13 protein-coding genes are annotated in these 14214 nt (G+C 46.7%); 1 reads left to right on the top strand and 12 read right to left on the bottom strand.

Annotated features, from left to right (window positions below; genetic code table 11):
* Positions 1-93: 93 nt before the first annotated feature.
* Both H5647_RS17830 and H5647_RS17835 read right to left on the bottom strand, forming a co-directional pair.
* Positions 94-456, bottom strand: coding sequence for a response regulator (locus H5647_RS17830; RefSeq protein WP_045860422.1), 363 nt, complete (start codon positions 454-456; stop codon positions 94-96).
* 70 nt (positions 457-526) lie between these two features.
* Positions 527-811 (bottom strand): STAS domain-containing protein, encoded by a 285-nt coding sequence (locus tag H5647_RS17835; RefSeq protein ID WP_045860423.1) that lies wholly within the window; start codon positions 809-811, stop codon positions 527-529.
* Between the two features lie 803 nt (positions 812-1614).
* Between H5647_RS17835 and H5647_RS17840 the strand changes: the two genes are divergently transcribed.
* Positions 1615-3360, top strand: coding sequence for a substrate-binding domain-containing protein (locus H5647_RS17840; protein WP_045860424.1), 1746 nt, complete (start codon positions 1615-1617; stop codon positions 3358-3360).
* A gap of 3 nt (positions 3361-3363) precedes the next feature.
* On the opposite strand, the gene H5647_RS17845 is transcribed toward H5647_RS17840, so the two are convergent.
* The 10 genes from H5647_RS17845 to H5647_RS17890 all read right to left on the bottom strand — a co-directional run bounded on the left by H5647_RS17845 (position 3364) and on the right by H5647_RS17890 (position 14143).
* On the bottom strand, positions 3364-3807 hold the full coding sequence (locus H5647_RS17845; RefSeq protein WP_045860425.1) for a flagellar FliJ family protein: 444 nt from the start codon (positions 3805-3807) through the stop codon (positions 3364-3366).
* Positions 3807-5237 carry a flagellar protein export ATPase FliI gene (fliI, locus tag H5647_RS17850; protein ID WP_045860426.1) on the bottom strand — a complete coding sequence of 477 codons (1431 nt, stop codon included), beginning with the start codon at positions 5235-5237 and terminating at the stop codon, positions 3807-3809. The genes H5647_RS17845 and fliI overlap by 1 nt, the downstream gene beginning before the upstream one ends.
* Positions 5234-6049: a flagellar assembly protein FliH gene (locus tag H5647_RS17855; RefSeq protein ID WP_045860427.1), complete on the bottom strand. Its 816-nt coding sequence runs from the start codon at positions 6047-6049 to the stop codon at positions 5234-5236. The genes fliI and H5647_RS17855 overlap by 4 nt, the downstream gene beginning before the upstream one ends.
* A 76-nt stretch (positions 6050-6125) precedes the next feature.
* A complete protein-coding gene (gene fliG / locus H5647_RS17860; protein ID WP_045860428.1) occupies positions 6126-7160 on the bottom strand; it encodes a flagellar motor switch protein FliG in 1035 nt (344 codons plus the stop codon).
* The gene (fliF, locus tag H5647_RS17865) at positions 7157-8833 is read right to left on the bottom strand and encodes a flagellar basal-body MS-ring/collar protein FliF (protein ID WP_045860429.1); all 1677 of its coding nucleotides are present in this window, start codon (positions 8831-8833) and stop codon (positions 7157-7159) included. The genes fliG and fliF overlap by 4 nt, the downstream gene beginning before the upstream one ends.
* 30 nt (positions 8834-8863) lie before the next feature.
* The gene (gene fliE / locus H5647_RS17870) at positions 8864-9235 is read right to left on the bottom strand and encodes a flagellar hook-basal body complex protein FliE (RefSeq protein ID WP_045860430.1); all 372 of its coding nucleotides are present in this window, start codon (positions 9233-9235) and stop codon (positions 8864-8866) included.
* Positions 9236-9658: 423 nt separating this feature from the next.
* A complete protein-coding gene (locus H5647_RS17875; protein ID WP_045860431.1) occupies positions 9659-9853 on the bottom strand; it encodes a PA3496 family putative envelope integrity protein in 195 nt (64 codons plus the stop codon).
* Between the two features lie 259 nt (positions 9854-10112).
* Positions 10113-11585, bottom strand: a complete 1473-nt coding sequence (locus H5647_RS17880; protein WP_045860432.1) for a sigma-54-dependent transcriptional regulator — start codon at positions 11583-11585, stop codon at positions 10113-10115.
* A 51-nt stretch (positions 11586-11636) separates the two neighbouring features.
* Complete coding sequence (locus H5647_RS17885) at positions 11637-12887, bottom strand: sensor histidine kinase (protein WP_236074959.1); 1251 nt, start codon at positions 12885-12887, stop codon at positions 11637-11639.
* A 152-nt stretch (positions 12888-13039) separates the two neighbouring features.
* A complete protein-coding gene (locus tag H5647_RS17890; RefSeq protein WP_045860434.1) occupies positions 13040-14143 on the bottom strand; it encodes a phosphoribosylaminoimidazolesuccinocarboxamide synthase in 1104 nt (367 codons plus the stop codon).
* Positions 14144-14214: the final 71 nt, after the last annotated feature.

Here is a 14214-nt window from a genome sequence, read left to right on the forward strand (position 1 = left end):
CCCTGTTACGTTCTGTGTAAAATCACGCGCTTACTGAAGTAAATAGTCTATTGTTTTCGGAGAAAGCGGTTCAACGAATGACTTCTTGCTGAATTAGAGTACTTTCCCAATCGTAGCGAGAAGCTGATCTGGATTAAAAGGCTTTACTATCCAGCCTGTAGCACCTGCCGCTTTCCCTTCACTTTTTTTATCGGTACCCGATTCCGTGGTAAGCATTAAGATGGGCGTAAACTTAAAAGCGGGTAATTGACGAAGCTCTTTTATGAGAGATATTCCATCCATGTTTGGCATATTGATATCTGAAATGACTAGGTCCACCCCAGTTTCCGCTTTCGCCACCCGCAGTGCTTCAACGCCGTCCGATGCTTCGCACACATTGTGGCCAGCGCCCTTCAGGGTAAAACTAACCATTTGCCTCATCGAGGCAGAATCGTCAACGGCAAGTATTTTTGCCATAGGGTCTTTCTCCATTTTTTGCTAAGCAGAGAGATTCACAATAAACATACGCTCGTTGCACTATATGGGCTTAGTGAATACCAATGGCATTTCCTAGCCCCAGTAGATCTGCAGCATTGCACAGCTGCTTAGAGGGGTGATCCCACGTAACACTAATTTGCCGCTCTCGCGTAGCCCGCATGAATGCTAGCAACAGCTGCAGGCCGGCAGTATCTGCGCGCTGTACCGCATCGGCTACCAGTACAACCGCGTCGCAATCTTTCTTATCCACTAGCGCCTCAAATTCTTCGTGCAAACCATGGATATTGGCAATGGTCATGTTCTCGGGCAAATTGAAATTAATACTCGCAGGCATATCGCTAACCTCTTAATCTATAGCGTTTATCGTCGAATGTTTGATTGAATATCAAAAGCCAACAATCACTCCTACGCCAGTAAATGACAAAATGATTACAAATCACCTAACACAAAAACTCAGTGCGTACGATGGCTCAGAAGGTCGATCAAACCTAAGTCTAGACGGAGTTTTAAAAGATGCTAGAAAGATACCGTAAGCCGAAAATATGCGGTTTTTAAAGGGACACTGAATACTTTTTAAAAAGAGAATTAACTAAGAATCGCTTAACTAAAGCTATCTGGTTATATAGGGAGACTGCAACACAGTTGCGAACGGTTAAATCTATCCTTTTTTACACGTATCATTCAATAATTGCGTAAGATACACAGTATTGGCCTTCTTTTACTGCATTAATCGTTTAATCTTAAGCGACGCGAATTTAAATGACCATACGTGATAAAACCCTTTTTTGTATTTGTCGCCTTTAAAAAACTAAACGCCTCTAAAAATTAAATACAGACGAAATCATTGACCGCTATTATAGTTATGTGCCCACAAAACGTTAGCCCTATTATCAGCGTAAGCGGTCTATTGCCATGTTCTTCACCCAGTGAAAAACGTCCGTTTTGCACGCTTCTCTCGAGAACTTCTGGCCACTTAATGTAGATAATGTTCGAACTCACTACGGGTTATCACACATTACTCGTGGGCGTGTATAGGGGCCGTTCTGTACACTATCGAACGCGCGTTCGGCCTATAATAAATGGCGGTGACTTTCTGCTGATATTTCCAAACCAAAATTGAAGGTGATTAGAACAATTATGTTCAGGCGCGAAAAAAAACCCTTACATATCGGTGTAATTACGCCCTACTTACAGGGCGACTATATGGGAGAAATTATCGAGCATATTCGCCATAACTGCGAGTTAAAACATTACCGTTTTAGCGCCATTCGAACGAATGGTTTCGGCCATTACACACTTGGAATTGGCTTAAATTCCTATAGTGCTATTATTGTCCTACGCAATGCGGCTAACCCTAAACTCATCGAAAAAATTCAGAACCGCGGCATTCCCATTATCGCCATAGCCCACGATTATTTCCCTCTTGACGTACCCGTACTCACCTGTGATAACAATCTAGGCGCCGAACAAGCCTTCGATTATTTACAGTGTAAAAATCACACAGACATGCTCTTTATAGGCGACATTACACAATACGATTTACGCAAACGCTATGAACGCTTTTGTGAGCTTTTAAAGGAGCATCAACTACCTTGTGGGTCAGCACAGTTAATTTGCGCACCGAACACCGTTTTTTCCGGCGGTCTTACCGCTGGTATCGAATTTCTACAACAAAACTCACGGTGCACGGGCATACTCTGCGGTGCTGGGTATACGGCTATAGGGTTTATTAAAAAACTTGAAGAGTTTGGCTTTACCTTTCCTGGCCCTATTGATGTCGTCGCGTTCGATGCCATTAGAATGACTAACCTCTTAACGCCACACCTTACCTATATCGATCAAAACCTTGACCTTCTCGCGAAGCGCAGCCTGACGTTATTAGAAAGTATTATCCACAGCAGTGTTACACCACCGAAAACCATAACCATTTCACCTTCACTTTACGGCAACTCCGTAGAACCAAACAATGATAGTTCAGCGAATGCGCCTAATATGCACGGAAGGCAACACCTTCACAAGTTTCTAGACAATACCGACTACACCGGCGCTTTACTCAATAATAGCTTCGAAATAACGCGGGATATCGTCAATTCTCGTCTCGACAATTTAATGGACATAGCACCACTGTTCAGTCAGTTTTTAAATTTTGGTGTGCTTTCCTGTATTACACATGACCGAAAATATCGCATTCACCTAAGTACACACAAAATTTTTGAACGCGGCCAAACATTGTGTATTCCTGGTAATGGTAGCGACGAAACATACACCTGTTTACCCGAGTCGTTTCCGCCACCCGCTATTCGCGCCGCCTATGCGCTTGACGGTGATACTTGGGTGCATTTTCCCATTTTTTGTGAGGACGACTTATGGGGTGTTCTCAGCCTTTCCGGCTCTCGAGAAACTGCGCACCACCCTAGTAGTTTTTCGAGTTTTACAGCGTTTATCGATACTATTACCTTTAGCTATTCGTTACTGCTTGAAAACACAGAACTGCGTCAACAACTAAAACAATCTATCGCCAAAGCACCAAAGGTTAACCGCAATTCAAGCAGTTTACATTCTCTTCCCAGTTTTGAATGGGATTTAGAAAAAGGTTCTGTGATGTGGAGCGATCTTGCACTAGAAATGCTCGGGTTCACCACTGAACTCGAAAAAAACATATACCGAAATATGGAAATATTTGACAGGGTTCATCCTGAAGATGAAACTAGGCTCCGAAAAGAACTCACCACTAGCTTATCGAATTTAGGCACAATGTCTGCTGCGGTTAGGTTAAAAAATACAGATGGTGAATACCATAACTATACGTTGCAAGGCGAAATTTTACACCGAGAGGAAAGCCGCGCTATTAGCTACCGCTGCTGTTTATCGGTTATTAACTAGCGTTTACGGGGTTCGATTAGAACGCAATGTAACCCACTCTTCTACCGCCGCCTGCTCTAACGCATCTCTATTCATCGCTTCTTCCACGCGATATCGCGATTGTAAATCGGTAAGTGACTGCACCTTTAGATAACAACTATGCCACGCGGCTTGCAATTGCGCTAACTGGTACTCTACGCGCTCTACTTGGTAACCCTGCCCTTCTATTGCCTTCGCCATTTGGCCCAGGAACTTTCTTGATTCGCCTATTTGTGCACCCCGTAGCCCTACATTTTTTGCGCCAAACAGCTCGATGTAGTGATGATAGTAATCGCGTAATTCGTGATGACGTTTTTTTTCGCCGTTTAGAATATCTTGCTGTTGACGTAACGCGAGTGCCGCATCGTTCAATTTTCGCCGCGCAAGTTCGACAACCACTTCGATGCGTTGCGAACGTAGCGCGGCCATTAGCGGTTACCGGCGGCCAACGGTCGCACCGGTCGAGCATTTTGCACTGTAGTATCTGGCGCCCCACCTAATGCTTGTGGTGCAGGCGGCGTCGCTGTCGTTAATACAGTCTCGAGTAATTGTCGGCTGAGAATATAATGCGCCGGTTCTGCCATTTTTTGAGCGATATATTTTTTTAGGTGTGGCTGTCGCTCGATTGCGCGATCAATCTCTGGATCAGTGCCACGAGTATAAGCACCAATAGCAATGAGATCTTTATTCGACCGATAGATTGACAACAACTGCTTAAATTGTTGCGCCCGCGCCAGGTGACCTGCATCCACTATATTCGGCATTACGCGGCTTACGGAGGCTTCTATGTCGATCGCGGGGTAAATGCCTTCTTCTGCTAATTGACGGGACAATACAATGTGGCCATCTAAAATCGCACGGGACGCATCTGCAATGGGGTCTTGTAAATCATCGCCCTCGGTTAGCACTGTGTAAAACGCAGTAATTGAACCTCCACCTTTATCGGCATTGCCAGCCCGTTCCACCAATTCTGGAATGCGTGCAAACACGCTGGGTGGGTATCCTTTTGTGGCCGGTGGTTCACCAATGGCTAACGATATTTCGCGTTGCGCTTGCGCGAAGCGGGTAAGAGAATCCATGAGTAATAAAACATTTTTTCCCTGATCGCGATAGTACTCCGCGATACGCGTAGCCAACTGAGAAGCGCGCAAACGCATTAGTGGTGCATCGTCTGCCGGGGCTGCCACAACTACGGCACGTTTGAGGCCGTCGTCACCCAGAATATGGTCAACAAACTCTTTAACCTCGCGACCACGTTCGCCAATTAGGCCTACCACTACAATATCGGCAGTCGTAAATCGTGTCATCATGCCGAGTAAAACACTTTTACCGACACCGCTGCCGGCAAATAACCCAATGCGCTGCCCCTTGCCTACAGTCAACAAACTATTAATAGCGCGAATGCCAACATCGAGCGGCTCATCAATCGGATGACGATGTAAGGGGTTAATGGTGCTGGGGGAAAGATCGACTTTGTCATGCGTAACAACCGGCCCTTTGCCGTCCAATGGCTGACCAATGCCGTTGAGTATGCGCCCTCTTAAATGGTCACCCATCGACAAATTCTTATGCGCGTGTATAGGCATTACTCGCGCACCAGGTTGAAGCCCTTCAATTTTTTGTACCGGCATTAAAAAGGTTTTTTCGTTATGAAACCCCACCACTTCTGCTTCTAATTCTCGACCATGACTGAGTTCAACACGACATTGGCGCCCAACGGGAACATTAAGGCCCACGGCCTCTAAGGTTAAACCGACCATTCGCGTGAGCCGCCCTTGCGCCTCGGGAAATCCATTTAGCTTATGAAAAGATTGGTATTGCTGCAGGCGCTCTTTAAGCGTCGAAAATTGTGTGGTCATACGGTATTGTCGCGAGCGCTGGTATTCTCAGACGTTACATTGAGCGTATCGCCCTCCTCTTCAAGCGTCACAAAATAATCGGCTAGCCGCGTTTCCACTGAGTAATCGATTAGGCTATCGGCTGTTTCAATACGGCAACCGCCGCGCGCCAGTGCGGCGTCATTCATAATGTCCCATGTACGATGCTCCGGGGGTATGCTGGCGTCTATTAGCTGTGCATCCTCTTCATTGACAAAAACGGTAATATTCGAAGCGCCAACGGGTAACGCTTTTACCGCACGATTCACAATAGTCACTATTTTTTCGGGTGCGGCCGAAATCTCGTCGCCCAATAGCCGTTTGGACAGCGACACCACCATGGATACAATTATGTTTTCTAGCTGTTGATCTTGATTTTGTAAGGGATCAAAAAGCTGGCTGGCAATGGCGGCTAATCGTGCGATTTCATCGTCACTTCGTTTCTTGGTTTCCTTATACGCTTTTAACTCACCCGCTTTCAGCCCGGACACCTCACCTTGCGATACGCCCTTCTCCATACCTTGCTTAAAACCGTCAGCATACCCTTCTTGCTGTGCTTGATCGGCCATTTCCTGCAATTGTTCAGCGGTGGGTGGCTTAGGTTTTTCTTGTCGAGTAACCGTTTCGACACGTTCGCTATTGGCTTTTTTTTGTGCCGCTTTTTTTTCAGTCTCTGCACTTTTTATGACTTTCTTATGCTGACCTACATCAGGAAGATCCCACGCTGTAACACGATCAGACACTGTAATGTCTTCTTGTGGAATTCTATTCACTTGCTTGGAAACATCCGTCATAGTGTTACGTCATATCATTGTGTTATGGTTTTCTGGTACAGTTAAAACGTCCCTTAAGCTTTCTAAAAAAAATAGCTTAGAGCATATCTTCTCCACCACCACCAAGCATAATTTCTCCGGCATCGGCCATACGTCTGGCCACAGTAAGGATTTCTTTTTGCGCACCCTCAACCTCGGAAACTTTAACGGGCCCTTTCGCTTCAAGGTCATCCCGTAACAACTCGGCCGCACGTTGAGACATATTGCTGAATATTTTTTCCTGTAAGGCTTCGTCCGCCCCTTTAAGGGCCAATATGAGCACATCGGAGGAAACTTCTCGCAAGAGTGATTGAATACCTTTGTCGTCAACATCGCGCAGGTTTTCAAATACAAACATAAGATCGGATATTTGATTACCCATATCTTCGTCCACTTCGCGAATGGAATCCATTAATTCGCCACCAATAGCGCTATCGAGATTATTCACAATTTCAGCAGCGGTTTTAAACCCACCCATTTCTTTGGTTTGCGATCCGGAACTACCCGAGAATTGTTTTTCGAGAATATCATTCAACTCTTGTAAGGCACCGGGCTGTACGGTATCTAATGCGGCAACACGCATCATTACATCTAAACGTACTTTCTCTTGAAAATAGCCCAATATTTCGGCCGATTGATCGGGATCTAGGTACGCTAAAACAATGGCTTGAATTTGCGGGTGTTCATTGCGAATAATATCGGCAATGGAACGCGCTTCCATCCATTTGAGTGTATCGAGGCCTGTTGTATTACCACCTAACAATATACGATCGATGAGGCCGTGTGCTTTATCTTCCCCGAGCGCGGTTACCAACATATTACGAATGTATTTATCTGCGCCCATACCCAAGCCCGTTTGGGTGCGCACCTCTTCCATAAAGTTATTGAGTACCACTTCTACTTCGTACTGTTGTACATTACTGAGCTGCGCCATTGCGGTACCCAACCGCTGGACTTCTTTGGGGCCCATATGACGTAGGATTTCGGCTGCGCTTTTCTCTCCCAGTGTCATCAATAAGATAGCAGATTGGTCAACGCGGTTGAGGCTGACTATCGGTTTTCCATCGGCGTCAGTTGGTGGCGTATCGGTCATTCTTCATTAATCCAGCGTTTGATGACTTGAGCAACGCGGCCGGCGTCTTCTGCTACTAAACCTTTCACCGCATTGAGTTGTTGTTCATAACTTTCTTCTGGGCTGGGTAACGCTAGGGCGTCACCCCCGGTAAGCGTTACGGTTTCATCAGACAGCGAATCGAAGGAATCTATACCGGACGCTTGTAGCGCTGCCATTTCTTTCGCTTCTTCTTGTTCTTTGGATTTAGAGCCCGTTCCCGCCAAGCTTTTTAATACGGGCCGTAGTAACCCCGTGATTAAAATCATGATAATAAACGCGCCGGTAAGTTGTTTCGCCAGCTGTTTAAACCAATCCTGCTCCCATAAGGGGGCATCACTTAAATCGTCGACTATCGGTAAGGGTATAAACGTCTCATTTAATATATTCACACTGTCACCCCGTACCGCAGAGAAGCCTACCGCATCTCTTACCAGTATAGCCAAGCGTTCCAATTCGACATCGGTCCAGCGCTGGGAGGTTATCTCGCCCGACTCAGCGTCTAGCTTTTTTTTATCATCCACAACAACGGCAACGGTGATGCGTCGTACCCGCCCTTTTTCATGTTTGGTGTAGCTTACGGTTCGATCGAGTTCAAAATTACGCGTTGCTTGGGAGCGAGTATTACTGGAAGGTGCTGGCGGCTCTTCATCTCCTCTTGGGCCCGCTACTTCAGGGGCCTGTCCTCCCGCCGGTGGTTGATTGGTAAGGGCACCCGGAATCCCACCGCCGCCTGCCGCACCCACTCGCTGCTCTTCAACGGTTTGTTCACTGCGAATTGCGGGTAAATCGGGGTTAAACGATTCTTCGGCTTGCTCTATTTCTGTAAAATCGATATCGGCGGCAACTTCCGTTTTGAAATTTGCGTCGCCGACTATGGGTGACAGCAAGCGGCGAATACGCAATACAATATCGTTTTCCACTTTGCGCGCGTAATCGAGATGCTGGTCGGCAAGCACTAATTTTTCATCTTCAATGCCAACGGAGAGTAGGTTACCTTTTTGGTCCACCACGGTAACATTCTCAACATCTAATTCAGGAATACTTGCCGCAACCAAATTAGCAATGCCATTAATTTGCTTTGGTTTAATCGGTCGCCCGGGAAATAAATCGAGAAAGACGGAGGCACTGGGTTCTCGCCCATCGCGTACAAACACCGTTCGCTTTGGAATTGCCAAGTGCACCCGTGCGCCACGTACCGAATTGATACTGGAGATTGTGCGTGAAAGTTCGCCTTCTAGCCCGCGTCTATAGCGCGTGGCTTCCATAAATTGGCTGGTACCTAACGGCTGCTCTTGGTCTAGTAATTCGAAGCCAATACTTTTATCACCTTGTACCCCATTTTCAGCCAGAACAATACGTGCTCTGTGCACTTCGTCTACGGGTACCATTAGCGCGCCGGAAGAGCCGTCTATTTTATAAGGGATTTCATTGAAATCTAATATTTGCCCCACTTCAGAGGAATCTAAACGATCGAGACTACCATATAGCGGCTTGTAATCTTCTCCTTGGCTCCATAACACAACAGCAAAACCGATGGCTACGCTTGCCGCTAAGCCAATCATCAAACCGGCTTGGCGAACAATGTTGAGGTTGTTAAACCCTTCGATTAAATCACTGGTTCCTGCTGAGCTAGCTGTTTCTGCACTGGCCATAGAATATCTCGTACCACATTACGCGGGGTGTTAGATGGGCATGTTCATTACATCGCGATAGGCTTCAACTAATTTGTTACGCACTTGCAGCATCGCGTCAAAAGCAACGCCGGCTTTTTGCGAGGCGATCATGACATCCGTTACGTCAATATTTTGATCGCCGCGAACATACGCTTCCGACATTGAGCTAGACGCTTGCTGTACTTCATTCACTTTATTGACGGCCTGCTCCATAATTTCACCAAAGCCGGGGCCGTTAACCTTCGACGCTTGCCCTAGGGCTTGCGTGCCCTCTACACGGTCTCGTCCCGCGATTGCGCCGGGGTTACCGAAGGCATTGGTCTGCTGTTTTATCGCACGCATTTCCATTAAAAGGCGGTTTACATCCATTCGATCTGTCATGGTAGGGGCTCTCGTCTTTCTCTCATCGACTCATCCAGTGCCAAGAATTTGTCGAATTGATTAAAAATAGGCAACTACCGTTAAATAGCACAATTTGGGCCACAGTTTGCCGTGTGGCAAAGTTTGTCCGGTTGGGGTTCATTACAATTTATTTTCAGTGATGAAGGGCGGGACATTGCGGTACCGAAAACCCAAATAAAAGGCAAAAAAAAGCACCAAGGTACAAAAACCTTGATGCTTTTTAATCACCTCGTGTGGCTGTCTATTTGGCGTATTTTCACCCCATAAAGCAACCACCACTGGCGGCTTTGATATAAAAGACACTTAAACAACAATTGCTTTCACCCAACGAAATACGGTTTAATTAAATACAATTTAAAAACAAGCCGTTGGTTTTAGTTGAATGTTTAACTCATTAGTCAATTAGATATCAAAATCAAATTCTTGCATTTCTCTTAACAAACGCAACTCTTCAATTTTATTTTCTAGTTGTCTTCGCGAATCAACAGTCAACTCATCGTTACGGTGCCCACCCTCGAAACTTTCATCTGTTTCGAGGGCCAACTCCAAAATAACGTTGTTCAAGTCAGAAGAACTACCCAAAACTTCAATACCCATAACTATGGACTCCTATAGGCAGGATGTAATTACACTCTAAAGAAATGAATGAAAACTAACCGTCGCTATCCTCCACCTTAATTGTGACAAAAGAATGAAATCGATATGACAATATCGAACCCTTGGCCTAGATCATATCAAATTTTTTTTCATTTAAAATAGCATTTTTTATGCAATTGACATTTTTTTTAAGGCCCTGGTAGATCCTCTATACTTACTTATACCGTATGGGACTAAAACAAGTTGAGATAACGTTTTTCTAACCGGTTACGGGGTCGAGTGAGTAGCCCTCTTCTCGAAACTTTGCCAATTTATAACGCAGCGTTCTTGGGCTTATTCCTAGACGTTCTGCGGTGTGTTTTTTGCTGCCCCTTTCCTGGCGTAATGTATGCAGAATAATTTCAAACTCTCGTTTCATGAGGTCTCGGCCTAGGCGTGCGGCTGGGTCCGACGTTTGAGGCGCTGCGGCGTTATCTCCGCCCATTTGGCCACCGGCAACATTAAGGGCAACCGATGTAAACACATCCCGTGTATGCTGCGCTACAGCATCCACCAGTGACGGTTTTTCACTGTATTGTGTTAGCGTATTTAGCCCTAAGTCAACTGCACCCAATTGATTTCCAGGCTGTAAAATTAACGCACGTTGCATCACATTATCGAGTTCACGTACATTGCCTGGCCATGCATAATTCAGCAGGGTGTCCAGTGCTTCGGGTGTAAATTCTACTCCTTGGCGATGCTGCTTAGCGGCATGACGTGCTAATAGGCTTTCGGCCAGTGGCAAAATATCTTCTTTACGATCACGCAGGGGTGCCCACTGCAGGGGCAATACACTTAGGCGGAAATAGAGATCTTCGCGGAAAAGCCCCTCTGCCACCTGTTGACGCATATCCCGGTTAGAGGTGGCAATTACGCGCACATCCAGCGCGATATTTTTTCTCCCGCCCAAACGCTCTACTTCTCGCTCTTGCAGCACGCGCAATAATTTCGCTTGCAGACCTAGGTCCATTTCTGAAATTTCATCCAGTAACAGCGTCCCCCCATTGGCTTGTTCAAATTTTCCCGGTGCAGAACTGTGTGCACCGGTATAGGCGCCTTTTTCATGGCCAAACAGCATGGCTTCAAGCATATTTTCGGGGATGGCGGCACAGTTAATGGCGATAAAGGGTTGATTCTTTCGGGGTGATTTTTCGTGAATATAGTGTGCGAGCACCTCTTTACCGGTACCCGACTCTCCAATTAAGAGCACGGTGGAATCGGATTGCGCAACACGTGTTGCGAGCACTAATAGTTGCTGACTCGATTCGGAGACGGCAATCGGTTCGCAGCTTTTGTTAACGCTGCCGCCTACGTACTGGTTGACGGTTTCAATTAATACTTTTGACTCAAACGGTTTCACCAAGTAGTCCACCGCACCATTACGTATCGCCTCTACTGAGTCACTAATACTGGCGTAGGCCGTCACTAACAGCACGGGTATTTGCGGGTATTCTTGACGCACATGGTGCAATAAATCGTGCCCACTCATAGCCCCCATATTAACGTCGGAAATGATGAGATCAAAGGTGTGGTCTCGCTTTAGCAGGTCGACAGCGACTTCGGCATTTTCGGCTTGATTGACCGAAAAGTGCTGTAATTCCAACGTATCCACTAAGGCTTCTCGTAGGTCGCCATCGTCTTCGACGACTAGAATGGACACTGTTCGTTGCGTGCCGTTTTTTGAGGTTCTCATAGTATGCTCCAAACCAAAACTGTCGAAAGCCAATAAGGTGGCTGAATTAAATTAATGCGAGAGTGGTATTCGTAATGTTGCGGTAACGCCGTGATTGGGTGGCGATGCCAATTCGAAACCGCCACCGTGAGCACGCGCCACTGATTGCACAACCGCCAACCCCAAACCTGTACCCTGCGATTTTGTGGTCACGAATATTTCGCGCGCGGTCGACAATAATTCTGCCGACATACCCGTTCCCTTATCGTTGACACTTACCGCCACAAAACCAGGAAAGTCAGCATGTTCGTTGAACGTCACGGTAAGGTGTGGCTCCGATGCAGACGCCTGCAGGCCATTATTAATTAGGTTCATTAATGCGCTAATAAGCGCTTCTCTATGACATTTAATGCGGCGCTGCGGCAGGTGATTTTGCCAATCACATACCGCCCCCGCCGTTTGCAAGGGGATTTCGGCCGCTTCCTTAAAGCCCTGCTCTAAGTCGCGAAGTGTAATGTCATCGTTAAGCGGCAATTCACTTTTTACGAATAGCAGCATATCCCGCACTTGGCGTTCCATATGTTGTAGACGGCTAAAAAGCTTGCGAGAAAAGTCGCTTCTTTTCTCTGGTGACAAGGTGGAGTGACACAGGTGGTCGGCATACAACATCGCCGCCGATAAGGGCGTTCGTATTTGATGAGCCAACGCTGAGACCATTTTACCCATTGCCGATAATCGTTCGGAGCGGCTCACGTGCTGCTGTAACTGTCGTGTCTCGGTTAGATCCGTGAGCAGAATAATTTGACCACCCTGTGTAACGTCGGCAACCTTGCCTTCATCAAGAGAGCTGGTGGCAACACTTAAGCGTCGGCCCAACTTTGTCGAAACTTCTAAACCGTCGTCATTGCGTGGCGCAAAGCATTCACCTATTACGTCTCGCCATAATCGCCCCGTTAAACCAGATGCGAGCAACTGCTGAGCGGCGGGGTTAGCCTCTACAATATGCCCGCGCGCATCTAGCACGATAACGCCACCGGGTAACACACTAAGCAACACCTGCATTTGGCTTGCTATCTGTTGTTTTTCGGATTGCTCAGCCTTCTTCTCGGCCGATACTTGGTCGAGTTCTTGGGTGAGCTGCCCCACGCGATCCTCTAGCAATCGGTACGAGTTTTCGAGCTGTGTGGAGGTCTCGTTAAAAAACGCAAACGCTGCGGCTAAGGTTTCGGCCTTAACATCGGGTGTGGAGCCTAATAATGCTGATGACGATGGCGATACGGGTGTTGGCGACAAGCTGGACATCTCCCGACAGTTAACTGTCACTACTGTTCGTGTGAGAGTCTTAACTGCAAGGCCAATGCCAGAAGCTAAACGTTAATAATTTCAAAGCGTTAGAAAGGGGTAACAAGGAGAGCGAGTGTGAACGTCAGGGATTTGACGACGACCAGAGAGAGGCTCTGGTCGCCGGGAAAACGTTATACGATGAGATCGAACTCGCGGCGTAATACGTCAACAATTTCGGCTTTAGGGTTATCAGAAAGAATAATAGGCTTGCCGGTAATTTTTTCGGCGATACCTGTATAGGTTGCCGAGATTTGCATAAGAACAGCTTCCGGCAAGGCGTTGTCACGGGCCAACCCTTGGCGTTCTGGCATACGATCTTTATTCAATAAAATATCGGGGTCTGGAAAGTGGTTAAGTAGCTGCTGACGAAATTCTTCTTTCGATTTTTCGATAACGTTTCCGTCGCGGTACTGTGGGCCATCCCATATACGGGAAGAATCTGGTGTACCCACTTCATCCATATAGATAAGCTCTTCTTCGCCTTTTGCATTGGTTACGTAGCCAAACTCAAATTTGGTATCAACAAAGATTTGATCCAACTTTTCCAGTTCGTCTGTTATCACATCGAAGCCTTCGCGTAGCAGCGTTTCGTACACATCGATATCGCTCGGCGTTCGGAAATTAAACGCCTCGTAATGTTGTTCAATATCGGCGCGTGTAATGTTCACGTCGTCTGCTTCGGGTACACCGGGAATACCGGTCAAAATACCCTTGGTTGATGGCGTAATGAGCAGCTCAGGTAACTTTTGATCTTTCTTCAAACCCTCTGGCAACTCTATACCACAAAAGTCACGCTCGCCTTTGGTGTAGGCGCGCCACATGGAGCCCGTAATATATTGACGCGCTATCGCCTCTATCATAACCGGCTTAGCTTTTTGAACGATCCATACGAACGGGTGTGGAATATCGAGAATATGGCTGTTGGCCAAACCTTTTTCCCGAAACAGACCAAACCAATGATTGGATATAGCGTTGAGCGCAGCACCTTTGCCCGGTACGCCATTCATACCGCCTTCACCGTGCCAAATACAATCAAATGCCGAGATACGATCGCTAATAACCATAATAGCTAAAGGGGCATCGGCCGCAACGTTATAGCCTTTATCTCGGATCAATCGTTTGCTGTCGGCCTCGGTTAACCAATATACCGAACGGACTTTACCGCTATGGACAGGTTGATCTGTACGGATGGGAAGGTCGTTATTCACAGATAGAACGCGATCGGCAAGATTCATAGCTTTACTCGTATTGATTCAAATTCAAAAAGTGTGTTTCTGGGAGAGAACCCAAATAATAGGAAAGCGGC

Source organism: Teredinibacter purpureus (genome assembly GCF_014217335.1).
Lineage (GTDB): Bacteria > Pseudomonadota > Gammaproteobacteria > Pseudomonadales > Cellvibrionaceae > Teredinibacter > Teredinibacter purpureus.

Coding starts and splice junctions, on each gene's coding strand:
- H5647_RS17830 (WP_045860422.1), bottom strand. CDS start 456: ATGGCAAAAATACTTGCCGTTGACGATTCTGCCTCGATGAGGCAAATG.
- H5647_RS17835 (WP_045860423.1), bottom strand. CDS start 811: ATGCCTGCGAGTATTAATTTCAATTTGCCCGAGAACATGACCATTGCC.
- H5647_RS17840 (WP_045860424.1), top strand. CDS start 1,615: ATGTTCAGGCGCGAAAAAAAACCCTTACATATCGGTGTAATTACGCCC.
- H5647_RS17845 (WP_045860425.1), bottom strand. CDS start 3,807: ATGGCCGCGCTACGTTCGCAACGCATCGAAGTGGTTGTCGAACTTGCG.
- fliI (WP_045860426.1), bottom strand. CDS start 5,237: ATGACCACACAATTTTCGACGCTTAAAGAGCGCCTGCAGCAATACCAA.
- H5647_RS17855 (WP_045860427.1), bottom strand. CDS start 6,049: ATGACGGATGTTTCCAAGCAAGTGAATAGAATTCCACAAGAAGACATT.
- fliG (WP_045860428.1), bottom strand. CDS start 7,160: ATGACCGATACGCCACCAACTGACGCCGATGGAAAACCGATAGTCAGC.
- fliF (WP_045860429.1), bottom strand. CDS start 8,833: ATGGCCAGTGCAGAAACAGCTAGCTCAGCAGGAACCAGTGATTTAATC.
- fliE (WP_045860430.1), bottom strand. CDS start 9,235: ATGACAGATCGAATGGATGTAAACCGCCTTTTAATGGAAATGCGTGCG.
- H5647_RS17875 (WP_045860431.1), bottom strand. CDS start 9,853: ATGGGTATTGAAGTTTTGGGTAGTTCTTCTGACTTGAACAACGTTATT.
- H5647_RS17880 (WP_045860432.1), bottom strand. CDS start 11,585: ATGAGAACCTCAAAAAACGGCACGCAACGAACAGTGTCCATTCTAGTC.
- H5647_RS17890 (WP_045860434.1), bottom strand. CDS start 14,143: ATGAATCTTGCCGATCGCGTTCTATCTGTGAATAACGACCTTCCCATC.